This is a genomic window from Sphingomonas kaistensis (genome assembly GCF_036884275.1).
Lineage (GTDB): Bacteria > Pseudomonadota > Alphaproteobacteria > Sphingomonadales > Sphingomonadaceae > Sphingomicrobium > Sphingomicrobium kaistense_A.
In genome coordinates this window covers 2,682,972-2,704,894 of sequence record NZ_CP145607.1, presented here as the reverse complement: position 1 = coordinate 2,704,894, position 21,923 = coordinate 2,682,972, and the positions used below count along the sequence as shown (strand labels likewise).

At 64.2% G+C, this 21,923-nt stretch carries 24 protein-coding genes and 1 tRNA gene; 14 read left to right on the top strand and 11 right to left on the bottom strand.

The window, feature by feature from the left end:
* Nucleotides 1–26: 26 nt before the first annotated feature.
* On the bottom strand, nt 27–1,094 hold the full coding sequence (locus V6R86_RS13340) for a phosphotransferase family protein (RefSeq protein ID WP_338505132.1): 1,068 nt from the start codon (nt 1,092–1,094) through the stop codon (nt 27–29).
* Nucleotides 1,095–1,155: 61 nt separating this feature from the next.
* Between V6R86_RS13340 and V6R86_RS13335 the strand changes: the two genes are divergently transcribed.
* From V6R86_RS13335 to V6R86_RS13315, 5 genes are all read left to right on the top strand, one after another.
* Complete coding sequence (locus tag V6R86_RS13335; RefSeq protein ID WP_338505129.1) at nt 1,156–2,001, top strand: metallophosphoesterase; 846 nt, start codon at nt 1,156–1,158, stop codon at nt 1,999–2,001.
* A 31-nt stretch (nt 2,002–2,032) separates the two neighbouring features.
* Nucleotides 2,033–2,872, top strand: a complete 840-nt coding sequence (gene nadC / locus V6R86_RS13330) for a carboxylating nicotinate-nucleotide diphosphorylase (protein WP_338505127.1) — start codon at nt 2,033–2,035, stop codon at nt 2,870–2,872.
* Between the two features lie 82 nt (nt 2,873–2,954).
* Complete coding sequence (locus tag V6R86_RS13325) at nt 2,955–3,350, top strand: glycine zipper 2TM domain-containing protein (protein ID WP_338505124.1); 396 nt, start codon at nt 2,955–2,957, stop codon at nt 3,348–3,350.
* 118 nt (nt 3,351–3,468) lie between these two features.
* Entirely contained in the window at nt 3,469–4,875 is a 1,407-nt protein-coding gene (locus tag V6R86_RS13320) for an NAD(P)H-dependent flavin oxidoreductase (protein WP_338505121.1), read from the top strand.
* Nucleotides 4,875–5,348 carry an SH3 domain-containing protein gene (locus V6R86_RS13315; protein ID WP_338505118.1) on the top strand — a complete coding sequence of 158 codons (474 nt, stop codon included), beginning with the start codon at nt 4,875–4,877 and terminating at the stop codon, nt 5,346–5,348. Before V6R86_RS13320 ends, V6R86_RS13315 begins: the two co-directional genes overlap by 1 nt.
* A 38-nt stretch (nt 5,349–5,386) precedes the next feature.
* Here the strand turns inward: V6R86_RS13315 and V6R86_RS13310 are convergent, their stop codons facing one another.
* A complete protein-coding gene (locus V6R86_RS13310; RefSeq protein ID WP_338505115.1) occupies nt 5,387–6,577 on the bottom strand; it encodes an acetyl-CoA C-acyltransferase in 1,191 nt (396 codons plus the stop codon).
* An 89-nt stretch (nt 6,578–6,666) separates the two neighbouring features.
* Between V6R86_RS13310 and V6R86_RS13305 the strand changes: the two genes are divergently transcribed.
* Nucleotides 6,667–7,824: an acyl-CoA dehydrogenase family protein gene (locus tag V6R86_RS13305; protein ID WP_338505112.1), complete on the top strand. Its 1,158-nt coding sequence runs from the start codon at nt 6,667–6,669 to the stop codon at nt 7,822–7,824.
* On the opposite strand, the gene V6R86_RS13300 is transcribed toward V6R86_RS13305, so the two are convergent.
* The 4 genes from V6R86_RS13300 to V6R86_RS13285 are packed head-to-tail and all read right to left on the bottom strand — an operon-like array spanning nt 7,821 to nt 9,353.
* Nucleotides 7,821–8,162 carry a hypothetical protein gene (locus V6R86_RS13300; protein WP_338505109.1) on the bottom strand — a complete coding sequence of 114 codons (342 nt, stop codon included), beginning with the start codon at nt 8,160–8,162 and terminating at the stop codon, nt 7,821–7,823. The two genes, V6R86_RS13305 and V6R86_RS13300, sit on opposite strands and share 4 nt — an antisense overlap.
* Nucleotides 8,163–8,191: 29 nt before the next feature.
* Nucleotides 8,192–8,512, bottom strand: coding sequence for a hypothetical protein (locus tag V6R86_RS13295; RefSeq protein ID WP_338505107.1), 321 nt, complete (start codon nt 8,510–8,512; stop codon nt 8,192–8,194).
* A gap of 51 nt (nt 8,513–8,563) precedes the next feature.
* A complete protein-coding gene (locus V6R86_RS13290; RefSeq protein ID WP_338505104.1) occupies nt 8,564–8,899 on the bottom strand; it encodes a DMT family protein in 336 nt (111 codons plus the stop codon).
* A 16-nt stretch (nt 8,900–8,915) separates the two neighbouring features.
* Nucleotides 8,916–9,353 (bottom strand): hypothetical protein, encoded by a 438-nt coding sequence (locus V6R86_RS13285; RefSeq protein ID WP_338505102.1) that lies wholly within the window; start codon nt 9,351–9,353, stop codon nt 8,916–8,918.
* 17 nt (nt 9,354–9,370) lie between these two features.
* On the opposite strand from V6R86_RS13285, the gene V6R86_RS13280 reads away from it, so the two are divergent.
* From V6R86_RS13280 to cysQ, 5 genes are all read left to right on the top strand, one after another.
* On the top strand, nt 9,371–10,969 hold the full coding sequence (locus tag V6R86_RS13280) for a carboxyl transferase domain-containing protein (RefSeq protein ID WP_338505101.1): 1,599 nt from the start codon (nt 9,371–9,373) through the stop codon (nt 10,967–10,969).
* 5 nt (nt 10,970–10,974) lie between these two features.
* Nucleotides 10,975–11,964 carry a biotin synthase BioB gene (gene bioB / locus V6R86_RS13275; RefSeq protein ID WP_338505099.1) on the top strand — a complete coding sequence of 330 codons (990 nt, stop codon included), beginning with the start codon at nt 10,975–10,977 and terminating at the stop codon, nt 11,962–11,964.
* Entirely contained in the window at nt 11,961–13,820 is a 1,860-nt protein-coding gene (locus tag V6R86_RS13270; RefSeq protein ID WP_338505098.1) for an acetyl/propionyl/methylcrotonyl-CoA carboxylase subunit alpha, read from the top strand. Before bioB ends, V6R86_RS13270 begins: the two co-directional genes overlap by 4 nt.
* A 116-nt stretch (nt 13,821–13,936) precedes the next feature.
* The gene (locus tag V6R86_RS13265; RefSeq protein ID WP_338505096.1) at nt 13,937–14,716 is read left to right on the top strand and encodes an SDR family oxidoreductase; all 780 of its coding nucleotides are present in this window, start codon (nt 13,937–13,939) and stop codon (nt 14,714–14,716) included.
* Nucleotide 14,717: 1 nt separating this feature from the next.
* Complete coding sequence (cysQ, locus tag V6R86_RS13260) at nt 14,718–15,512, top strand: 3'(2'),5'-bisphosphate nucleotidase CysQ (protein ID WP_338505094.1); 795 nt, start codon at nt 14,718–14,720, stop codon at nt 15,510–15,512.
* Here the strand turns inward: cysQ and V6R86_RS13255 are convergent.
* Nucleotides 15,497–15,778: a hypothetical protein gene (locus tag V6R86_RS13255; RefSeq protein ID WP_338505093.1), complete on the bottom strand. Its 282-nt coding sequence runs from the start codon at nt 15,776–15,778 to the stop codon at nt 15,497–15,499. The genes cysQ and V6R86_RS13255 overlap by 16 nt on opposite strands.
* Nucleotides 15,779–15,940: 162 nt before the next feature.
* Here V6R86_RS13255 and V6R86_RS13250 point away from each other — a divergent pair, with 162 nt between their 5' ends.
* Nucleotides 15,941–16,864 (top strand): winged helix DNA-binding protein, encoded by a 924-nt coding sequence (locus V6R86_RS13250; RefSeq protein ID WP_338505091.1) that lies wholly within the window; start codon nt 15,941–15,943, stop codon nt 16,862–16,864.
* Between the two features lie 36 nt (nt 16,865–16,900).
* Here the strand turns inward: V6R86_RS13250 and V6R86_RS13245 are convergent.
* The 4 genes from V6R86_RS13245 to V6R86_RS13230 form a co-directional block, all read right to left on the bottom strand.
* Nucleotides 16,901–16,976, bottom strand: a tRNA-Val gene (locus tag V6R86_RS13245).
* Nucleotides 16,977–17,240: 264 nt separating this feature from the next.
* The gene (locus tag V6R86_RS13240) at nt 17,241–18,626 is read right to left on the bottom strand and encodes an alpha/beta hydrolase (RefSeq protein ID WP_338505089.1); all 1,386 of its coding nucleotides are present in this window, start codon (nt 18,624–18,626) and stop codon (nt 17,241–17,243) included.
* 87 nt (nt 18,627–18,713) lie between these two features.
* Nucleotides 18,714–18,941: a GDCCVxC domain-containing (seleno)protein gene (locus tag V6R86_RS13235; protein WP_168067879.1), complete on the bottom strand. Its 228-nt coding sequence runs from the start codon at nt 18,939–18,941 to the stop codon at nt 18,714–18,716.
* Nucleotides 18,938–19,294, bottom strand: a complete 357-nt coding sequence (locus V6R86_RS13230; RefSeq protein WP_338505086.1) for a hypothetical protein — start codon at nt 19,292–19,294, stop codon at nt 18,938–18,940. Before V6R86_RS13230 ends, V6R86_RS13235 begins: the two co-directional genes overlap by 4 nt.
* Nucleotides 19,295–19,395: 101 nt before the next feature.
* Between V6R86_RS13230 and V6R86_RS13225 the strand changes: the two genes are divergently transcribed.
* Nucleotides 19,396–19,752, top strand: a complete 357-nt coding sequence (locus V6R86_RS13225) for a bleomycin resistance protein (RefSeq protein ID WP_168067877.1) — start codon at nt 19,396–19,398, stop codon at nt 19,750–19,752.
* A 437-nt stretch (nt 19,753–20,189) separates the two neighbouring features.
* On the top strand, nt 20,190–20,852 hold the full coding sequence (locus V6R86_RS13220) for a hypothetical protein (protein WP_338505082.1): 663 nt from the start codon (nt 20,190–20,192) through the stop codon (nt 20,850–20,852).
* Nucleotides 20,853–21,923: the final 1,071 nt, after the last annotated feature.

The window sequence follows — 21,923 nt, the reverse complement described above, 5'->3', positions numbered from 1 at the left end:
GCGCAAGCCGGGGCGGCCTTTTTCTTTCAAAGCCGCGCAGTCTCGGCCTGCTTCCACGCCAGCGCGGCGAGCGGCTCCAGCGCCGCCACAGTCGCTTCCGCATGCGCGCTCGACGCATTGCCGCGGGCGAGCCGGCCCTTGATGCCGTGGATGATGGCGCCTAGCCGGAACAGGTTGAACACCATCAGATAGTCGTAGGCAGGGATGCTGGCGCGCCCCGTGCGGCGGCAATAAGCGGCGACATAATCGTCTTCGCTCGGGATGCCGAGGGCGGGGAGGTCGAGCCCGGCGAGACCGGTGAACAGCCCGGCGGGCATCCGGTACATCATGCAATGATAGACGAAGTCGCTTTCGGGATCGCCGAGGGTCGACAGCTCCCAGTCGAGTACCGCGCGGACCTGCGGCTGCTCGGCATCGAAGATCATGTTGTCGCAGCGAAAGTCTCCGTGGATGACGCGGCTGTCGCCGCTGTCGGCGGGCACATGCTTGCCCAGCCAGTCGACCAGCCGGTCCATGTCGGCGTTGCGGCCGGCCTCCACGTCGCCGAGATATTGCTTGGACCAGCGCGCCACCTGCCGTTCGACGAACCCGCCCGCCTTGCCATAATCGCCAAGACCGATCGCCGCCGGATCATAGTTGTGTAGCTGCGCGATGGTCGCATTCATCGCATCGAAGTGCGCGGCCCTGCTGCCGGGCGACAGGCCGGGGAATTGCGCTTCCCACACGATCCGTCCCGGCACCATGTCCATGACGAAGAAGGCGGTGCCGATGACGCCCTCGTCCTCGCACAGCCCGTGGACGCGGGGGACCGGGAAGCCCTGGCTCCCGAGCGCCGCCATGACCTTATATTCGCGGTCCACCGCATGCGCGCCCGGCAGCGTCTTGCCGGGCGGCTTGCGGCGCAGGACGTAGGAGGCGGCGGGCGTGTCGAGCTTGTAGGTCGGGTTCGACTGACCGCCTTTGAACTGGCTGACGCTGAGCGGCCCCGCGAACCCGGCGACATTGGCGCGGAGCCAGTTTTCCAGCGCGGCTTCATCGAAACGGAGGCGTTCGGACACCTCGCGGGTGCCGGTGTTGGCGGTGGTGCGATCCATCCCGGCACCCTAATCGTGGGCACGCACGAAACAAGCCGCGCCGTCAGGGCTTTATGTCGCCATGGCCCGTCTCGTACATCTTTCCGACCTGCACTTCGGCGCGCATGACGACAATATCGTCGCCGCCGTGCTTGCCGAGGTCGACACCGCCGCTCCCGATCTCGTCATCATCAGCGGCGATTTTACGCAGCGGGCCAAGACCGAACAATATCAGCAGGCGTGCGCCTTCCTCGAAAAACTGCGCGACGCGGGCCACGAAATGCTGGCGGTGCCGGGCAATCACGATGTTCCGTTGTACGACGTCTTCCGCCGCTTCCTGTCGCCGCTCGGCCGCTACAAGAAATATATCGATGAGACGCTTTGCCCCTGGCACCAGCTCGATGGCGTGTCGGTGCTCGGCCTCAACACCGCGCGGTCGCTGACGATCAAGGACGGGCGGATCAATTCGGAGCAGCGCGATTTCGTCTGCAAGCATTTCGAAGAAGCGCCGAAAGGTGACTTGAAGGTGCTGGTCACTCATCATCCCCTGTTCGCGCTGCCGGTCAGCGACGAGGGCATTCTGGGGCGTCCGGTCGGCAGGCAGGAAAAGGCGCTGGACGTGGTGAACGAGCTTGGCATCGACCTGCTGCTCGCCGGACACAATCACCGCGCCTCGACCCACCATGCGCGCGATCTCGTCACCCGGGCGGGCGGTGCGCTGGTGGTGCAGGCGGGTACTGCGACCTCGGTTCGCACGCGCGAGGAGGAGCAGAGCTTCAACATTCTGGAGGTCGAACCCGGCGCCGTCACGCTTGGCCTCAAGCGCTGGACCGGCGCCCAATTCGAGAGCGCCGAGCCGACCCGCTTCGTCAAGCAAGGGGACGCCTGGCACCGGGCGGAGGTCCTGGCCGATCCTGCCGAGGCTTGAGCCTGCGCGGCGCACGCTCCATGAGCCCTTCATGATCAACGGTTTCGACCTCGACGAGTTCGTCACCCGCACGCTTGCCGAGGATATGGGCGAGGGCGGGGACGTCACCTCCGCCGCGACCATTCCGGCGGACGCGCGCTTCACCGCGACGATGAATTGCCGCGAGGAGATCGTGGTCGCGGGCATCGACCTTGCCGCCGCGTTCTTCCGCCGCCTCGATCCCGAGGTGACGCTCGATCTCGAAGTCGCCGACGGCTCCCGCATTCCCGCCGGCACGGTGCTGATGCGGATCGAGGGCGGGGCCGCTAAGATGCTGACCGCCGAGCGGTCGGCGCTGAACACGCTGCAGCACCTGTCGGGCATCGCCACGCTGACCCGTCGCTATGTCGATGCGATCCAAGGCACCGGCGCGATCCTGCTCGATACGCGCAAGACCATCCCCGGCCTGCGCGTGCTGGAGAAATATGCGGCGCGGATGGGCGGGGCTGAGAACCACCGGATGCGGCTGGACGACGGGCTGCTGATCAAGGACAATCACGTCGCGGTGAACGGCTCGGTCGAAGCCGCCGTCGCCCGCGCCCGCGCTCATGGAAGCAGTCTGCCGATCCAGGTCGAGGTCGACCGGATCGAGCAGATCGAACCCGCGCTCGCCGCCGGGGCCGACCGGCTCCTCCTCGACAACATGCCGCCGCCGGTGCTGCGCGAAGCGGTCGCACTGGTCACCGGGCGCGTGCCGCTCGAAGCGTCGGGCGGGGTACGGCTCGACACCATCCGCGCGATTGCCGAGACGGGCGTCACCTACGTCTCGGTCGGGCGGATCACCCAATCGGCACCGGCGGTCGATATCGGGCTCGATTTTTCGTTGAGTTAGCTGAACGAACGCCAACGATGCGGTTCAGGCGAGCGACACCGCGACTCGTCCACAAGGGCTCCAACGCAAAGGAGCCCTGCTCATGAAGAAGTTTCTGTTCGCCGCCGCTGCCGCCTCGCTTGTCGCGATTCCGGGCGCTGCCAGCGCGCAATATTATCCGGGCTACGGCTATAACAACGGCTATCAGCGCGGGTACGAAAATTATAATCGTGGCTACAGCGGCCAGGGCTATTACGGCCAGAACTACGCCAACCGCTGTTCGGGCACGACCGGCACCATCATCGGCGGTGTCGCCGGGGCCGTGGTCGGCAGCAAGATCGCCGGCAGCCGCCAGCGCTACGATTATTACGGCAACCGCCGCGGCGGCAGCAATGCCACCGGCGCGATCATCGGCGGCGCGGTCGGCGCGCTTCTTGGCCGCAAGGTCGACAAGGACAGCTGCAACCGCCGCAACTACAATTACGGCTACCGCTACTAAGCGGCTAGCCGGGCAGGAGGGGCCGTCGGGCGAACAGCCTGGCGGCCCCTTTTTCGTTTGGGGCTGAGGGACGCCGGAGTATAGGCGCTGTTTCTCGTCAAATTTTGGGAGTGCCGACGTGTTCAAGGGTTTGTCGCCGATCAACTACCGCGGGCGCGAAGTGTGGCCGCTGGTCGAGGGCGGCAAGGGCGTGTCGGCGACCAATCACATGAGCTCGGGCGCGTGGGCGGCCGCCGGCGGCATCGGCACGGTCAGCGCGGTCAATGCCGACAGCTACGATCCCGAAGGCCGGATCATCCCCCAGGTCTATAACGGCATGACCCGCCGCGAGCGTCACGAAGAGCTGATCAAATACGGCATCGAGGGCGCCGTCGCGCAGGTCGAGCGCGCGTACGAGATGTCGGACGGCAAGGGCGCGATCAACATCAACGTGCTGTGGGAAATGGGCGGCGCGCAGCCAATCCTTCACGGTGTGCTGGAACGCACCCGGGGCAAGGTGGCGGGTGTCACCTGCGGTGCGGGCATGCCGTACAAGCTGAGCGAGATCGCCGCTTCGTACGGCGTTTCGTATCTGCCGATCGTCAGCTCCGGCCGCGCCTTCCGCGCGCTGTGGAAGCGGGCTTATTCCAAGTTCGCCGAGTTTCTCTCGGGCGTGGTCTACGAGGATCCCTGGCTTGCCGGCGGGCACAACGGCCTCAGCAACGCCGAGGATCCGCGCGTGCCCCAAGCGCCCTATCCGCGCGTCGCCGAGCTGCGCGCGATGATGCGCGAATGTGGCGTGCCCGACACCGTGCCGATCGTGATGGCGGGCGGCGTGTGGCGTTTGGACGAATGGGAAGACTGGATCGACAATCCTGAGCTGGGCGCGATCATGTTTCAGTTCGGCACCCGCCCATTGCTCACCCAGGAAAGCCCGATCCCGCCCGACTGGAAGGCGCGGCTGATGACGCTGGAGGAGGGCGACGTCCTGCTTCACAAATTTTCGCCGACGGGCTTCTACAGCTCGGCGGTGCGCAACCCGTTCCTGCGCAATTTGGAAGCGCGCAGCGAACGGCAGATCGCCTTCACCAAGGAGCAGGTCGGCGATCACGCCTTCGAGCTCGACGTAGGCATCGGCACCAAGAAGAATTACTGGGTCACGAAGGGCGATCTGCAGCACGCGCGCGAATGGTATGGCGCGGGCTATACCCAGGCGATGAAGACGCCGGACGACACACTCGTGTTCGTCACACCCGAGGAAGAAAAGATCATCCGCAAGGACCAGGCCGACTGCATGGGCTGCCTCAGCCAGTGCAGCTTCTCGAGTTGGTCGGACAATGAGAAGAACTCGACCGGCCGCCTCGCCGACCCGCGCAGCTTCTGCATCCAGAAAACGCTCCAGGACATCGCTCACGGCGGCCCGGTCGAGCAGAACCTCATGTTCGCCGGCCACGCCGCGTTCCGGTTCAAGAGCGATCCTTTCTACTCGAACGGCTTCGTGCCGACCGTGAAGCAGCTCGTCGATCGGATCCGGACGGGCGCGTGATGAAGCGGCTGGTCGCGATCGCATTGCTGGGTCTGGCAGCGCCCGCCGCGGCGCAGGATCGCGCCGTCCCTTATTGGGCCTCGTTGAAGAGCGGGCAGGCCATGATGCGATCCGGACCGGGAGAAAATTATCCCGGCGTCTGGCTTTACCAGCGCCAGGGGCTTCCGATGCGGGTGTTGAGGCGGCACGAGAATTGGCGGCTGGTTCAGGACAGTGAGGGCACACGGGGCTGGATGCTGTTTCGATTGCTGACCGAACAGCGCACCGTTCTAATCAAAGGCAACGGACCCCGTTCAGTTCACGCCAAGGCCGACGAAAGCAGCCGCGTCCGCTATCTCGCCGAGCCTGGCGTCGTCGGCCGCATCGACAATTGCGGCGAGGGCTGGTGCCACATCACCTTCGGCGCCCGCGAAGGTCATATCAAGGTCGCCGACATCTGGGGCGTCGACCCGGGCGAGACGGTCAAGGACTGAGCGGCTCCCCGACTTAAGGCCGGAGAGCCCCGTACGGATTAGACCAGCTCGACCGCCACGGCTGTCGCTTCGCCGCCGCCAATGCAGAGCGAGGCGATGCCGCGCTTCAGGCCTTTCTGCTTGAGCGCGTTGAGCAGCGTCACGATGATGCGGGTGCCGCTGGCGCCGATCGGGTGACCCAGCGCGGTCGCACCGCCGTGGACGTTGATCTTGTCGTGGCCGATGCCGAGGTCCTTCATCGCGAACATGGCGACGCAGGCGAAGGCTTCGTTGACCTCGAACAGGTCGACCTCGCCTATCGACCAGCCGGCCTTGTCGAGCACCTTGTGGATGGCGCCAACCGGGGCGATCGTGAATTCGGCCGGGGCCTGGGCGTGGGCGGCGGTGGCGACGATGCGGGCGACGGGGGTGAGCCCCTTGGCCGCCGCATCCGACTCGCGCGCCAGCACCACGGCGGCAGCGCCGTCGGAGATGGACGAACTAGTCGCGGCGGTGATGGTGCCTTCCTTGTCGAAGGCAGGTTTCAATTGCGGGATCTTGTCGGGACGGCCGCGGCCGGGTGCCTCGTCGGTATCGACTACCGTCTCACCCGCGCGGCTCTTTACCGTGACCGGGGCGATCTCGTCCTTGAACCCGCCATTGTCGATCGCCGACTTGGCGCGGTTGAGGCTTTCGATCGCGTAAGCGTCCATGCCCTGACGGGTCAGCTGATAATCGTTGGCGGTGGCCTGCGCGAAGCTGCCCATCGCGCGGCCTTCCTCGTAGGCGTCTTCCAGCCCGTCGAGGAACATGTGGTCGTAGATCTTGTCGTGGCCGATCCGCGCGCCGCTGCGGTGCTTCTTGAGCAGGTAAGGCGCGTTGGTCATGCTCTCCATGCCGCCCGCGACGATGAGGTCGGCATTGCCCGTGGCGATCGCTTCGGCGCCCATGATCACCGTCTGCATGCCCGAGCCGCAGACCTTGTTGACGGTGGTCGCCTGGACGCTGGTCGGAAGGCCCGCCTTGATCGCCGCCTGACGCGCCGGAGCTTGGCCGAGGCCTGCCGGAAGCACGCAGCCCATGTAGATGCGGTCGATGTCGCCGCCTTCAACTCCGGCCCGCTCGACCGCCGCTTTCACCGCGGTGGCGCCGAGATCGGTCGCGCTGACATCGGCCAGCGCCCCCTGCATCGCACCCATCGGGGTGCGCGCGTAAGAGAGAATGACGACGTTATCGGATGCGGTGGCCATGACTGCGGACTCCGTGAGAAAGATGTTGCACTGCAATAGGCATTCGGGCTGCCTTGTCCAAGCCTTGAGGCCTCTGTAACGCCGATCGCATGTCCGCACCGACCCTCGACTTCGACCTCGGCGAAATGGCCGACACCATCCGCGAATCCACTCAGCGCTTCGCGACCGACCGAATCCAGCCGATCGCGGCGGAGATCGATCACAACGACCGCTTCCCGATCGAACTGTGGCCCGAAATGGGCGAGCTCGGCCTGCACGGCATTACCGTCGAGGAAGAATGGGGCGGGCTGGGCCTCGGCTATCTCGAGCATGTCGTCGCGCAGGAAGAAGTCGCCCGCGCCTCGGCCTCGGTGGGCCTCAGCTACGGCGCGCATTCGAACCTGTGCGTCAATCAAATCCGCCGCTGGGCGAACGATGAGCAGAAGAAGAAATATCTCCCCGGCCTGATCGACGGCACCAAGGTCGGTGCGCTGGCGATGAGTGAGGCCGGCGCGGGTTCGGACGTCGTGTCGATGAAGCTGAAGGCCGAGAAATCGGGCAACGGTTATCGCCTCAATGGCACCAAATTCTGGATCACCAACGGCGCTTATGCCGATGTGCTGGTGGTCTATGCCAAAACCACGCCCGACGCGGGCAGCCGGGGCATCACCACCTTTCTGATCGAAAAGGGCATGGATGGTTTCTCCATCGGCCAGAAGATCGACAAGGTCGGCATGCGCGGCTCGCCCACGTCCGAGCTGGTGTTCGACGATTGCTTCGTTCCGGCCGAGAACATCATGGGCCCCGAGAATGGCGGCGTCGGCGTGCTGATGAGTGGCCTAGATTATGAGCGCACGGTGCTGGCGGGCATCCAGCTCGGCATCATGCAGGCGTGCCTCGATGTCGTGCTGCCGTTCGTCCGCGAACGGGTGCAGTTTGGGCGTCCGATCGGCGCACAGCAGCTGATGCAGGCCAAGATCGCCGACATGTATGTCGCGCTGAATTCGGCCCGCGCCTATGTCTACCAGGTCGCCAAGGCGTGCGACGCCGGCAAGACCACCCGCTTCGATGCGGCAGGCGCGATCCTGCTGGCGAGCGAGAGCGCGTTCAAGGTCGCGGGCGAAGCGGTCCAGGCACTGGGCGGCGCGGGCTATACCAAGGACTGGCCGGTCGAACGCTTCATGCGCGACGCCAAGCTGCTCGACATTGGCGCGGGAACCAACGAAATCCGCCGCATGCTGATCGGGCGGGAGCTGATCGGGGCCTAAGTTTCGGGGTCGAGCGCCCGCTTCGCCCTGAGCTGGCCTCGGAAAGAGGCATAGATCAAGAGCGGGAATGTGATCAGCACGCTCCTCACGTGCAGCAGGCTGGCGTGATACACCTCCGCACTGACCTCGTGATAGCGACCACGATTGCCGACGAAATAACGGCCGTCTTCGATCTTGCCACTGACTGCGTCGCCTCCGAGCCACATCGAGAGGGCGAAGAGGGCGACGAAGTTCAGCACCCCCACGACGAGCATTACCCACTCGGCGCGGGCGAGGTGAGCCCAGCGATCTTCCCAGGTGACGCGCCCGTCGGTCGAGAAGTGTCCGCGATAGCCCACCAGTCGCTCCTTGCGCGATTGCGCGAAGGCTAGCGGGCGGCCTGCTTGCCCACAACCTTGTCATAGGCGTTCAGCACCTTGTCGCAGGCCGAACGGACCACCGTCTCGACCTCGCCTCCCTCGGCGCTCGCCGCGACCGGCGCCAGATTTTCAGGCCTGACTTCGACCATGCAGCGATACTCCGGATTGTTGCCCCGGCTCTCCTTGACGTGGCCGAGATGAACTTCCGCGCGGGTGACCTTGTCGGTGATGCGGCCCAAGCGATCGGTGACCATGCGCTCGACCGCGTCGAGATCGGCTTCGCGATCTTCCATCTGATTGTCGCGGTTCACCTGTACGTACATGTCCATCTCCAATTCTTTGTCGGAAGGTGAACGTCCGCCGGGAGTCGCGGTTGCGGATTACTTGCCGCCGAACATGAACCCCACCGCGGCCATGATGCAGGCGAACGCAGCGAAGTGCCGCCAATGCAGCGGCTCGCCGAGCACCGTCACCATGAACCCGCCGAACACGATCAGCGTGATCGCCTCTTGCGCGATCTTGAGCTGCGCGCCGCTCCAGCCGTTGGCATAGCCGATCCGGTTGGCTGGCACTGCGAAGCAATATTCGACCAGCGCGATGCTCCAGCTGATGAAGATCACCAGCAGGATTGGTTTGCTCATCCCGCCTTTCAGATGCCAGTACCAGGCAGCGGTCATGAAGATGTTGGAGCAGATGAGCAGCAGGATCGTCGGCATGGGACGACCTGCTAGCTCATCCGGTGGGGCGCGGGGAGGGGCTTACCAGACCTTTAGGCTGCTCTTGGACCTTAGTGCTCGGGTTTCTCTCGCGGACCTGATCGGCGATGGAGAACGCGCCGATGCTGGAACGGTCGGCGGGGATTTCGGCGGTCTTCACCCACTCGGCGTTGGCATATCGGTAGAAATCGTCGCCAGGTAGCACCGACTTGTTGATCGCCCGCGGATTGATCCCGAGCGCCGTGCCCGGTTGTGCCGCGGCCGTTTCGGTCTGCTTACCCCCGACGGTGGTGACGTCGCATCCGCCCAGGCTCAGGACTAGCAGGGAAGCGGCGAGCGAGCCATCGAGAACCTCGTATCTGGACTGCAGTCGCGAACTCGCCGCGACTCCCCGATCGGCTTTGCAAGCGGGCGAGGGGCCGCTAGGCGCGGAGGCGAGATGTGTTTTCGACAAACGGGATGGCCACACGCATGAGCGCGCCGCGCCTCGATACCAAGATCCAGCCGGACAGCGCCGAATTCCAGGCCCGCGCCGCGCATAACCGCGCGCTGGCCGAGCGGCTGCGCGGCGACGTCGCCAAGGCCGCGCTCGGCGGCACCGAAAAGAGCCGCGACCGCCACGTGTCGCGCGGCAAATTGCTTCCGCGCGAGCGGGTCGAGCGGCTGCTCGATCCGGGCTCGCCGTTTCTCGAGATCGGACAGCTCGCCGCCTGCGACATGTATGACGGCGAGGTGCCGGGCGCCGGCATCATCTGCGGAATCGCGCGGGTGTCGGGGCGGCAGGTGATGATCGTCTGCAACGACGCCACGGTGAAGGGCGGCACCTATTATCCGCTGACGGTCAAGAAGCACCTCCGCGCCCAGGAAATCGCCGAGGCCAACCGCCTGCCGTGCATCTATCTGGTGGATTCGGGCGGCGCCAACCTGCCGCATCAGGCCGAGGTGTTTCCCGACCGCGACCATTTCGGCCGGATCTTCTTCAACCAGGCCAACATGAGCGCGCTTGGCATCCCGCAGATCGCTTGCGTGATGGGGTCGTGCACCGCGGGCGGCGCTTATGTGCCGGCGATGAGCGATGAAAGCGTGATCGTCGCCAACCAAGGCACCATCTTCCTCGGTGGCCCGCCGCTGGTGAAGGCCGCGACCGGCGAGGAGATCAGCGCCGAGGATCTTGGCGGCGGCGACCTTCATGCGCGCAAGTCGGGCGTGGTCGATCACCTCGCCGACAATGACGAGCATGCGCTGTCGATCGTCCGCGACATCGTCAGCACCTTCCAGTCGCAAGATGCGGAATTGGAAGGGATCGAACCGCGCGATCCCGCTTACGATCCGGCCGAGCTTTACGGCATCGTCCCCGAAGACGTCCGGGCGCCCTATGACGTGCACGAGGTCATCGCGCGGCTCGTCGACGCTAGCGAATTTCACGAGTTCAAACCGCTCTACGGCACCACCCTCGTCACCGGCTTCGCGCATATCCATGGGTCGCCGGTCGCCATCCTCGCCAATAACGGCGTCCTGTTCAGCGAAAGCGCGGTCAAGGGCGCGCATTTCATCGAGCTCGCCTGCCAGCGCCGCGTGCCGTTGCTGTTTCTCCAGAACATCTCGGGCTTCATGGTCGGCGGCAAGTTCGAGGCCGAAGGCATCGCCAAGCATGGCGCCAAGCTCGTCACCGCCGTCGCCACCGCGCAGGTGCCCAAGATCACCGTACTGATCGGCGGCAGCTTCGGCGCGGGCAATTACGGCATGTGCGGCCGCGCTTATTCGCCGCGCTTCCTGTTCAGTTGGCCCAACAGCCGGATCAGCGTGATGGGCGGCGAGCAGGCGGCAAGCGTGCTGGCCACCGTCCACCGCGATGCCGACAAATGGTCACCGGAAGAAGCCGAAGCCTTCAAGGCCCCGATCCGCGAGGATTACGAGGCGCAGGGCAACCCCTGGCACGCCACCGCGCGGCTGTGGGACGACGGCATCATCGACCCCGCCCAGACCCGCGACGTCCTCGGCCTCGCGCTCGCCGCCTGCCTCAACGCGCCGATTGCGGACCGCCCGCAGTTCGGCGTCTTCCGGATGTGATTTCCATGACCCGTACCGACTGGACCCGCCCCGAGATCGCGGACCTCTTCGACCTGCCGTTCACCGAATTGCTGTTCCGCGCCGCCGAAACGCACCGCGCGCATCACGCCGCGGGGGAGGTGCAGCTCTGCACGCTCCTGTCGATCAAGACCGGTGGTTGCCCGGAGGATTGCGGCTATTGCTCGCAGTCGGCGTTCGCCGAGAGCGGGCTTAAGGCCGAAAAGCTGATGGACGTCGATGCCGTCCTTGCGTCGGCTGCCGAGGCGAAGGCGGCGGGTTCGCAGCGCTTCTGCATGGGCGCGGCGTGGCGCAGCCCGAAGGATCGAGACATGGCGGCGGTCTGCCGCATGGTCGAGGGTGTCAAGGCGATGGGGCTTGAGACCTGTATGACGCTTGGCATGCTGAGCGGCGAGCAGGCGCGTCAGCTCAAGGCCGCCGGGCTCGATTATTACAACCATAACATCGACACCTCGCCCGAGCATTATGGCGAGATCATCTCCACCCGCACCTTCGCTGAGCGGCTCGACACCCTGGAGGAAGTGCGCGCTGCCGGGATCAGCGTCTGCTGCGGCGGGATCGTCGGAATGGGCGAAAGCCGCGACGACCGGGTCGGCTTCCTCCACGCGCTCGCCACCTTGCCGCGTCATCCCGAAAGCGTGCCGGTCAATGCGCTGGTCCCGGTCAAGGGAACGGTGCTCGGCGACATGTATGCGGGCGAGCGGCTCATCGACGATATCGAGTTCGTCCGCACCGTTGCGGTCGCACGCCTCACCATGCCGCGCTCGATGGTCCGCCTGTCGGCCGGGCGCGAGAGCATGAGCGAGGCGACCCAGGCTTTGTGCTTCCTCGCCGGCGCCAACAGCATTTTCACCGGCGACAAATTGCTGACCACCGCCAACGCCGGCGACAGCAAGGATGCGGCATTGTTCGCCAAGCTGGGGCTGACGCCGATGCAAGCCGAGGAACCGATGCGCGCGCTGGAGGCTGCCGAATGATCACCTCGCTTCTCATCGCCAATCGCGGCGAGATCGCCTGCCGCGTCATCCGCACTGCGCAGCACCTCGGCATCCGCACGGTCGCGGTGTATTCGGACGCCGACGCCAACGCGCTGCACGTCCGCATGGCCGACGAGGCGGTCCACATCGGCCCGTCACCCGCGCGCGAAAGCTATCTGGTCGGTGAGAAGCTCATCGCTGCGGCCAAGGACACGGGCGCGGAAGCGATCCATCCGGGCTACGGCTTCCTCTCCGAGAATGCCGAATTCGCGCAGGCGGTGCTTGATGCCGGCCTCATCTGGGTCGGCCCCAAGCCCGCCAGCATCCGCGCCATGGGCCTGAAGGACGCCGCCAAGAAACTGATGGCCGAGGCCGGGGTGCCGGTCACGCCGGGCTATATGGGCGACGACCAGTCGGCGGAGCGGCTCAAGGCCGAGGCCGACGCCATCGGCTATCCCGTCCTCATCAAGGCGGTCGCGGGCGGCGGCGGCAAGGGGATGCGCAAGGTCGATGCAGCCGAGGATTTCGCCGACGCGCTCGACAGCTGCCGGCGCGAGGCGGCGTCGAGCTTCGGCAACGACGTCGTGCTGCTCGAAAAGTGGATCGAAAGCCCGCGCCATATCGAGGTGCAGGTGTTCGGCGATAGTCACGGCAGCGTCGTCCACCTGTTCGAACGCGACTGCTCGCTCCAGCGCCGTCACCAGAAGGTGATCGAGGAAGCGCCTGCGCCAGGCATGGACGAGGAGACCCGGTCGGCGGTCTGCGGGGCTGCGGTCCGCGCGGCGCAGGCGGTCGATTACGAAGGCGCCGGCACCATCGAATTCATCGCCGACGGCAGCGAAGGCCTCCGCGCCGACCGCATCTGGTTCATGGAAATGAACACCCGGCTGCAGGTCGAGCATCCCGTCACCGAAGAGATCACCGGCCAGGATCTGGTCGAATGGCAGCTTCGCGTCGCCAGCGGCGAGCCATTGCCCAAGCGGCAGGACGAGCTTTCGATCACCGGCCACGCGATCGAAGCGCGGCTTTATGCCGAAGACCCCTCGACCGGTTTCCTGCCCAGCACCGGGCGGCTCGACCATTTCGATCTTGGCGCGGAAGGCCGGGTCGAAACCGGGGTCGAGGAAGGCGATGCGATTTCGCCTTTCTACGACCCGATGATCGCCAAGCTCGTTGCCCATGGCGACGACCGGGGCGAGGCGATCGACTCGCTGGCCGCCATGCTTGACGGGGTCGAGGTTTGGCCGGTGCGGACCAACGCCGGTTTCCTCGTCAACTGCCTGCTCGACGAGGATTTCGAAGACGCCGCGCTCGACACCGGCTTCATCGGCCGCAAGCTCGACACGCTGGTGCCCGACAATGCGCCCGACGAGGCGCTGTGGCGGGCCGCCGCGGTGGTCGCGCTGGCGGCGGAAGAGCAGCCGGCGCTGGCCGGGTTCCGCCTCAACGCGCCGTCGGCCCCCGCTGCCACCCTGAGCTTCGGCACCGACCGCCGCCGCATCGTTCTTGACGATACCGAGGACTATGCGCCCGCGTCGGGCTTCGCAGACGACGCGCAGGTCGTTCTGTTCGAAGGCGGGCAGGCTTATGCCTTCGAGAGACGCGCGCGGGGCGGGGGTGCGGGGAGTGCCGGGAACGGCAGCTTGCTGGCGCCGATGCCGGGCAAGGTCACCAGCGTCGATGTCGCCGAAGGGGAGCGGGTCGAGAAAGGCCAGCGCCTCCTGACGCTCGAAGCGATGAAGATGGAGCATGCGATGCTTGCCCCTTTCGATGGCGTGGTCGCCGAGCTTACCGTCAAAGCCGGCGCGCAGGTGCAGGTCGAAGCGCTGCTGGCGCGGGTCGAGGCGGCCGAATAATCCTGTCCTACGGACGAGGCTTTCGATAGACCCGCCGCAGTCATCCAGCGTGCCTGAATCCGCCGAAGTGGACGAAGTGGACGCTATCAGTTTTCTTCTCGGGAGAGGCTCGAAACATGAACATCAACGGCATTGCGGCAGTGGTCACCGGCGGCGCGTCGGGGCTTGGTGAGGCAACCGCCCGGGCGCTCGCCGCCAAGGGCGCCAAGGTCGCCATCTTCGACCGCAATGAGGAGCAGGGCCAGAAGGTCGCGGCCGAGATCGGCGGCATCTTCTGCGAAGTGGACGTCACCAACGACGACACCGTCGCCGCCGGCTTCGAAAAGGCCCGCGCCGCCCACGGGCAGGAGCGCGTGCTGGTCAACTGTGCCGGTGTCGCCAACGCCGTGAAGACCGTCGGCCGCGACCGCGAGACCAAGGCGGTGAAGAAGTATCCGCTCCACCAGTTCGAACTGGTGATCGGCATCAACCTCATCGGCACCTTCCGCTGCATTGCCCATTCGGCGGCCGGCATGGTCGACGGAGAGCCGGGCGACGACGGCGAAAAGGGCGTGATCATCAACACCGCCTCGGTCGCCGCCGAGGACGGCCAGATCGGCCAGGCGGCCTACTCGGCGTCCAAGGGCGGCGTGCTGGCAATGACCCTGCCGATCGCCCGCGATCTCATGAACGAGGGCGTCCGGGTCAACACCATCCTGCCGGGTGTGTTCAAGACCCCGATGGTCGCGATGATGCCGCCGCAGGTCCAGGATGCGCTGGGCGCGCAGGTGCCGTTTCCCAAGCGCCTCGGCCGGCCGGAGGAATATGCCAATCTCGCCGTATTCATGGTCGAAAGCGGTTACATGAATGCCGAGCATGTCAGGCTCGACGGCGGCATTCGGATGGCGCCCAAGTAACGTGGATCTGGCCGCGCTGCTGGACCCGCTCGGCCTCGCTTGCCGCGAGGCGGGAGAGGCGATCCGGGCGGTCCGTAGCCGGGGTTTTGCGGTCGAGCACAAAGGCGATCTGTCGCCTGTCACCGAGGCCGACCGCGCCGCCGAAGCGATCATCCTCGCCGCGCTGGCGCGGCACGCTCCCGGCGTGCCGGTGGTGGCCGAAGAGGAAGTGGCCGCCGGTCGCATCCCCGCGCTTGGCGAGAGCTTCTTCCTGGTCGACCCGCTCGACGGCACCCGCGAGTTCGTCCGCGGCGGCGACGATTACACCGCCAACATTGGGCTGGTCGTCGCCGGCACTCCGGTTCTCGGACTGGTGCTGGCCCCCGAGCAGGGCCGCTTGTGGGCGGGCGTGGTGGGCGGGGTGGCGTGGGTGGAGAGCCACGACGGAACGCGCGCTCCGCTAGCGGTTCGCACGCCAGGCGAAAGGCTGACCGTGGTCGCTTCCAAATCGCACATGAACCAGGCGACCCGCGATTTTCTCACCACCGAATTGCCCGATGCAGAGCTGGTCTCGGTCGGTTCAAGCCTCAAATTCTGCCTGCTGGCACAAGGCAAGGCGGATTATTACCCGCGCCTGTCCCCGACTTCCGAATGGGACACGGCGGCCGGCCATGCAGTGCTGCTGGCCGCGGGCGGGCAAGTCGATGGGCCGGGCGGGGCGCCGCTCGGCTATGGCAAGCCCGGCTTCCTCAATCCTGGATTCGCCGCCTCGGCCGGATGGAAGGGGCCGAAACTCGCGCCCTACATGCCACTGTGACCGGACGCTTCCCGAAGAAACGGATGCGGGGGCTGGTTCCAGAATGGATCGTTGTTGGCGAGGCGGAAGTCGGGATCCGGCCGGGCAATATCATCCAGTTCGGAGTCAATTGCCTTCAACCGGCCAAGCAATCCGAGCGCTTCCTGCCCGATAAGCGCGTCACCGGCGAGCTCCCTCGCTAGCCGGGAAGACTGGCGAATGCCTTGACGCAGCGTAACGAGGACGGTGCCTCTGAACAGAATGTCGTCGTTGTCGGTGTCAGTCATTTCGCCCACGTCTCTAATCGCTCAATCCCGAAACAGATACTCAGCCGGCTTGCCGCCGGATGACACTAATCTCAAATATGGACAAAGTTTTCGCTGACTTGGCGCCGATTTGCAGTGTAGTCTGCTCGGGCTCGGTTAAATTGGCTCCCACAGGATGGTGTCATGACCGTTGCCACGTCTTCTTTCGCTTACGACGCTTCGGAGCCGATGCGCGCTCCGATCATGGTGGTGGGCGACACGCCCGCCGCCCGCGAGCGAGCCCGTCATACGTCCGAGCTAAGCGGGCTCCGCACCCTGTCGGAGCTCAGTCCCGCCGAAGCGATCGAGGCGCTGGAGGAGCGGGCGACGCTTTCGGCCTTGTGGATCGAAATCGACGAAGAACCGACGCTTCCGGTCCGCCGCCTGCTCGAGCGGGCAGGACGTGAGGCGGCGCGCAAGCGGTTCGGCGTCGTGGTTGCCGCACGCATCGAGCAACTCGATTCCGTCATGGCCGATCTTGCCGACGCCGACGTCGAATTGCTGGTCAATGCGGACGAGATGGAGCGGCTGGCAGGGCTGTCGCTGGCGATCGGGCCGCAGCATATCGGCGGGGCACGAGATGTCGCCTCCGATGCCAGCGCAGCGCGGCTCCGCCAATTGAGCGAGGAAGTCAGCCGGATCGCCTCGACCCTTGCCCGTCTGAGCCTGGCGTCGGCTGCCCCCCCGCTTTCCCCGGAGACGATGGCACCGCCGCGGACCGACGTACCCAATGTCTCGGCGGAGGCGCTTCGCGCCATGATAAGGGCGCGGCGGTTGCGGGCGAGCTTTCTCCCCGCCGATCTGTTCGCCGACCCGGCCTGGGACATGCTCCTCGACCTCCTGCAGGCGGAGATCGTCCAGCACCGCGTGCCGGTTTCCAGCCTGTGCATCGCCGCTGCCGTGCCGGCGACCACCGCGCTTCGCTGGATCAAGTCGATGACCGATCGCGGGCTGCTGGTGCGCCGCGGCGATCCGCACGACGGTCGGCGCGTCTTTATCGAGATGGCGCCGACGACCAGTGCCGGCTTGCGTCGTTATTTCCAGGAAGTCGGGATGGCAGCGATCTGAGGCGGGCTCGATCGGGCATCAGTGTCGAGGTAAGAATGGTGGGCGCTGACGGGTTCGAACCGCCGACCTACTCGGTGTAAACGAGCCGCTCTACCAGCTGAGCTAAGCGCCCCCGTAGGGAAAGTTTCGGCTTTTCCAGTGATTTCGCTCAGCGTCAACTGCTGCAAGGCGGAACGAAGGGGTAACGTGAGACATCACGCGGCCGGGAGAGTCCCGGAATAGTCCCGAAGAACCAATGGGCGATCCCCTTGGCAGTCAGGATGTCCGCTTTGCGCCCAATGCGGACGCTCAGGGCTGCGGGGCGCTCACCCGTAAGCGGACAAACGTTCAGCTAAGTGGCTTATGCCTGCTTCCGACCCAAAGCGGACGTTCGCGACTATCGAGGGCTGCCGTTAGCAACTTGGATCGAGAAGGGCGGCGGCTTCATTGTTACGACACAGCTGGTATCCAGACCCTTCGCATCTCCGCTCATGAGAAAGCGCAAGATCAGTGGGTCAAGGCAGCTGTCCACTCCGCTCATGCCATCGAACATGTGACCGCTTGCCGGTATCACGACGTGCTTTGAGTTGGGCAGGCCTCTTGCCACCTCATCTGCCCACTCGGGCGGAGTCACAGGATCCAGCTCTCCTGACACGAGCAGCACCGGAATGTTGGATCGAATGGGCTTCAGGTGATCGGCCGACACCTTTGCACGAGGCCATTCCGCACAGGCCTCCTGCTGTCGCCGCAGCCGATAGTCGCCAAATATTGTGTTCTTGGCGGCAGTGCGGGCTTTGGCCACATCCATCAGCGCCATGCTTTCGGAGCAGATGACCGTGAATGCCATCCCGTCAGCATACATGAAGGGCGATGCCTTCGTGGCCGCGTAAAAGGGAGCGAGGTCTCCGGCGGCCGCCCGGCTCAGGATCAGCGGTACGCGCCGCGCTCCTGCCGGTTGGTACATGAGCGAGCGGAGTTTCTCGAAGAACACTTCCTCAGATGGTGCACCTGCTATGTCTTTCAGCATAGTTCGGGCACGGTCGAGATCCGCCGGCGGGTCGAAAGCGGCGGAACACGCCGGCTCGAGTCTGCACTGCACAGCCAACTTCCTAAAGGCTTGCTGGCCGGCAGCCCCATGTCCCCTTGGCGGCAGTGAGCTGGCCGGTGCGACCCCAATCAGCACGGCTGCGCGGACCCGATCAGGAAAGCTTGCCAGATAACGCTGCGCCACGATCGACCCGTAGGAAAGGCCGAATAGGTCGATCTGCTCGTACCCCAGAGCTGCTCTCACTGCGTCGAGATCAGCGATAGCTTCTGCCGTTCCGTACTTGGTCAGGTCTGCCTTCTGCTCCAACGATTGGCGGCAGCGGCGAACTTCCTCAACGGGATACAAAGGGCGGTAGGTAGCCTCGGGCTTGTAGAACGTCGGACAGTGCAGCGCATTGGATCCGCCCGTACCGCGCTGGTCGATCAGGACGATGTCGCGGCCGGCGCGGTAAGCGGCACCGTCAGTCGCATAAAAAGCGACATTCTTAGTAACGGGCAGGCCCGGCCCGCCGTCTATGTCGAAAAGCGGAGGCTGACTGACACTCGCTGGAGTTGCAGGCATTACGATCACGTTCAGCGCGATCGTACGCCCGTCAGGCCGCTCGCGGTCTTCCGCCACCGCGACCGTTCCGCACCGGGCTAGCTTGGCCAGACGACTGTCGGTGCATGGCTTCTCGGAAAAGACTGGAGCAGTTGTTGCGACTAGCAAGGCAGCGACTGCGGCAAGAACACTCATGCGCTATCCCCCGGATCAGATGGGCAGAGCAGTTGTATGCCAATCAGCTTGGAGTGCCTAACGTCCGCTTCCGACCCGAAGCGGACATCAGGAAGGTGAGCAGCAGCCTGCAACCCCGGTCTCCCGTGCTTCCTGTATGGGCGGGCATGGAACGTCACCGTATGAGCAGTAAACGCAGCAATCGCCCTTGAGTGGGCGAAGGACGGCGCTGCAATGCTTGCAATCGTAGAAAAACTGACAAGCGTCGGTGGGCATCTCGTCGGTGGAAGCTCCCCCACATTCAGGGCAGGTGAGTGTCGATGCTAGAAGAGTCATGTGCCAACTACTTTCGTGAGCGGCGCTTCAATGAACGGCCACGCCGCTGCAATGACCACGAGAAGCGAGGCCACTATCAAAAGCAGAAACGTCGTTTTCGATGGAAGCGCGCAATCAACGCCCACGGCACATGCCCGACGGCGGCGCAGATAAAGAAACCATCCAGTCGCGACCGCAACAAGAGCGATGACCGACAGTGGCCAATGGAATGGCACCATCGGCGTCAAGGCGCCCGCGCCGACGCCGACACCGGCGAGCATCAACGGAAGCACGCAGCATGCCGCGCCTGCGGTTGTAGCTCCAAGGCCGGTTGCCGCCGCAATCGCAGCGAAAGTTGTTTCCGAGAACTTCATGCCGCTGCTCTAGATGTCAGGGTAGGCTTGAGCAACGTCGACAGTCGCCCCCATTGCGATCAAGGAGGAGCGGGCGTTATGCTACTCAGGGAGACCGCTAGATGGATCACGCGACGCCGAACCTGCCGAGCCGGGACTTCGAAGCGACATCGCAGTTCTATCGGAAGCTAGGTTTCGACGAGGGCTGGCGTGACGACGGGTGGATGATCCTGAAGCGCGGCGGCTCGACGCTGGAGTTCTTTCCTCATCCGGATCTGGACCCTGCAACGGGCAACTTTAGCTGCTGCCTGCGTCTAGATGACATGCAAGAACTCTACGAAATCTGCAAAGCTGCTGGATTGCCAGAGCAGTGTTGGGGGTGGCCTCGCCTTCATCCGCCAACCGAAGAAGATAGCGGTAAAACCATCGCCTACATGGTCGATCTAGACGGAACGCTCGTTCGCCTCATTCAAAACTGACGAAATGTCTGCTTTCCACCCATTGCGGACATATGGCTCTGCCGCCATTCTAGACCGATGAGCGAACTTCCCTGCATCGTTTGCCCACACGTCTTCGCTCACCAGCGGAGCGTTCGAGTGCTCATCCATCACTACGATAAGACATGGCAGGCTGTTTGCGGAGAGCATGATCACCAAGACGATTGCGGTGATTTTCGGCCAGTCGGACTGAGCCACATCATCGACCGTCAACCGGACCTGCAACCGCTACAAGCATTGCCAACCTCGTCGATCGCAGAGCTCAGCGGTGACGGATGGCAGGTCTCGAGATTTGACGAATGACGGCGACGCCAAAGGTCCGCTTTCCACCCACTGCAGACATAAGTGATTGTCATTGACGTGGACTGAGGAAGCTTGGTTCAATAGCCTGGTCGGCCTGCTTCCGCTGGAGGTGCTTGGTGCAATTGCTATTGTATCTGACTGTCGCCACGATGGCGGCGGCAGCCGGTAACTACTCCAGCTCGGAACCATCGAAAGACATTCCGGCACTGCCTTCTTTGAGATTATGCTCAGACGTATCTGTGATCCGCGCGGACGAGAAGTGCCTACCCCGTCTTCATTCCTCCAAAACCGACTACGGCATTCGGCCCGAAGTCACATTGGTTATCTCCTGTGGAGCGCCACCAAGAATGACGACGGAAGAGCTGATCGAGAACACTCTCTACAAAGGCGGCTTCGACGTTCTCAATGCGCGACGCGCAGGCCCCGACATTGGTGAGACCTTCACTCGAGGCATGACCATCTATGCGATCGACGGACAAAGCATGGTTTGGGTCAGCGGAGCGCCGACCATCCATCGGCCGCCTGACCCGTTCTTTGTAAGCGTGATGCTAATCAGTCGCCCACCCACCGCGGCTGCCCAACGGTTAAAACGAAACCTGTCGATTCTGGCCGCGCAACTTGAGCAAGATTCATGTAAACTGGTGAAGAACGAAAGCGCTGAGAATGGTCCTGATAGTGCAGGAACCTATGACACCTTGGCTTTCTATGTCCGCCATTCTCTAGAGGAGGCGCAACGTAAGGCGCCAAGCTCAAAAGCTTTCAAAGTGCACCGTCCGTAAGCCACAAGTCCGGTTTCCGCCCACTGCGGACATTAGCCGCCTGAACGCATAAGGGGCGTATGGACGTAAGTCTCACGAGTGCCTTCACCGGCTTGCTCATCGCGAGCGCCATCCTGTGGGGACCCATTTTCGCGTTTGCGTATTACCGCCGCTCTTTCGGTGGCGCGGCTCGAAACTACCTCTTGGGATTTGCTGGGACGTGGGCCGCGACAGCGACTTTCTTCGTTCTCTGGACCGTTTGGGAGAATTCTTGATTGTCCGCCTTCCACCCATTGCGGTCATTACGTCCGCCACGCATCATGACCTCATGGAACGACACGTAACCACGCTCACAGCCGCCATCCTGATGGTGTCATGCTCGCTTGAAGGGCAAAGCCTGTGCGCAGCAATGTGGCGCATGGGGCAAAATGAATGGCTATGAACCGGCTCGTTCTGCCTATCCTTTTATGTTGCTGGCTCACTGGTTGCAGCAGCAACCGGCAACCGGCGCTGGAAGCGGACAACAGCACCGGTGTCGTCCTCGTGCGCGAAATGACGAGTGCGCCTGAACTACTCCGTAACGCCACAGTCCAAAACGGCCGGTTTGCTATTCGCAACGGTTGCCTCAGCGTCCTCGTGAACGGCAAGCGCTACACGCCGGTCCTACCGCATACCTCTCGCTTCCTGCCGGGGAACGAGCAACTCCACGTGGGTGGCGCTGAGGTTCACCTTGGCCCCCTCTACTCGTTACCATTTGCGAACGAGGTGATGAGGGGTAAGAACGAACTTCTGCGTGGTGTCGACCTACCGGTCGAATGCGAGCGCAGACTGATGAGAATGGGGCAGCCCACTCCGCTCTGAGCAATGTCGGCTTTCACCCATAGTGGACATGAGAGTAGAATCTGGAGCTTTGCCGTTGCTAGGTCCGCTAATGGTGGGAAGCGGACTGACCGCTTTCGGGCGAAACTGGCGGGATCCTGACATCCATTCATGCTCGGCCGGCCGTCGACCTAGCGCCCACTTCAGTCATTTGCAGCAATTCGCCTGCACCGTAAGGCAGTCGTACAGCCTTCACGGGCCGTTGACGGCTGA

Excerpts from the sequence above, each read along its gene's own strand:
- V6R86_RS13250 (WP_338505091.1), top strand. The coding sequence starts at position 15,941 with ATGACCGTTGCCACGTCTTCTTTCGCTTACGACGCTTCGGAGCCGATG.
- V6R86_RS13290 (WP_338505104.1), bottom strand. The coding sequence starts at position 8,899 with ATGCCGACGATCCTGCTGCTCATCTGCTCCAACATCTTCATGACCGCT.
- V6R86_RS13315 (WP_338505118.1), top strand. The coding sequence starts at position 4,875 with ATGAAGCGGCTGGTCGCGATCGCATTGCTGGGTCTGGCAGCGCCCGCC.
- V6R86_RS13310 (WP_338505115.1), bottom strand. The coding sequence starts at position 6,577 with ATGGCCACCGCATCCGATAACGTCGTCATTCTCTCTTACGCGCGCACC.
- V6R86_RS13305 (WP_338505112.1), top strand. The coding sequence starts at position 6,667 with ATGTCCGCACCGACCCTCGACTTCGACCTCGGCGAAATGGCCGACACC.
- V6R86_RS13270 (WP_338505098.1), top strand. The coding sequence starts at position 11,961 with ATGATCACCTCGCTTCTCATCGCCAATCGCGGCGAGATCGCCTGCCGC.
- bioB (WP_338505099.1), top strand. The coding sequence starts at position 10,975 with ATGACCCGTACCGACTGGACCCGCCCCGAGATCGCGGACCTCTTCGAC.
- V6R86_RS13265 (WP_338505096.1), top strand. The coding sequence starts at position 13,937 with ATGAACATCAACGGCATTGCGGCAGTGGTCACCGGCGGCGCGTCGGGG.
- V6R86_RS13230 (WP_338505086.1), bottom strand. The coding sequence starts at position 19,294 with ATGAAGTTCTCGGAAACAACTTTCGCTGCGATTGCGGCGGCAACCGGC.
- V6R86_RS13280 (WP_338505101.1), top strand. The coding sequence starts at position 9,371 with ATGAGCGCGCCGCGCCTCGATACCAAGATCCAGCCGGACAGCGCCGAA.
- V6R86_RS13225 (WP_168067877.1), top strand. The coding sequence starts at position 19,396 with ATGGATCACGCGACGCCGAACCTGCCGAGCCGGGACTTCGAAGCGACA.
- nadC (WP_338505127.1), top strand. The coding sequence starts at position 2,033 with ATGATCAACGGTTTCGACCTCGACGAGTTCGTCACCCGCACGCTTGCC.
- V6R86_RS13340 (WP_338505132.1), bottom strand. The coding sequence starts at position 1,094 with ATGGATCGCACCACCGCCAACACCGGCACCCGCGAGGTGTCCGAACGC.
- V6R86_RS13255 (WP_338505093.1), bottom strand. The coding sequence starts at position 15,778 with ATGACTGACACCGACAACGACGACATTCTGTTCAGAGGCACCGTCCTC.
- V6R86_RS13335 (WP_338505129.1), top strand. The coding sequence starts at position 1,156 with ATGGCCCGTCTCGTACATCTTTCCGACCTGCACTTCGGCGCGCATGAC.
- V6R86_RS13240 (WP_338505089.1), bottom strand. The coding sequence starts at position 18,626 with ATGAGTGTTCTTGCCGCAGTCGCTGCCTTGCTAGTCGCAACAACTGCT.
- V6R86_RS13235 (WP_168067879.1), bottom strand. The coding sequence starts at position 18,941 with ATGACTCTTCTAGCATCGACACTCACCTGCCCTGAATGTGGGGGAGCT.
- V6R86_RS13325 (WP_338505124.1), top strand. The coding sequence starts at position 2,955 with ATGAAGAAGTTTCTGTTCGCCGCCGCTGCCGCCTCGCTTGTCGCGATT.
- V6R86_RS13295 (WP_338505107.1), bottom strand. The coding sequence starts at position 8,512 with ATGGACATGTACGTACAGGTGAACCGCGACAATCAGATGGAAGATCGC.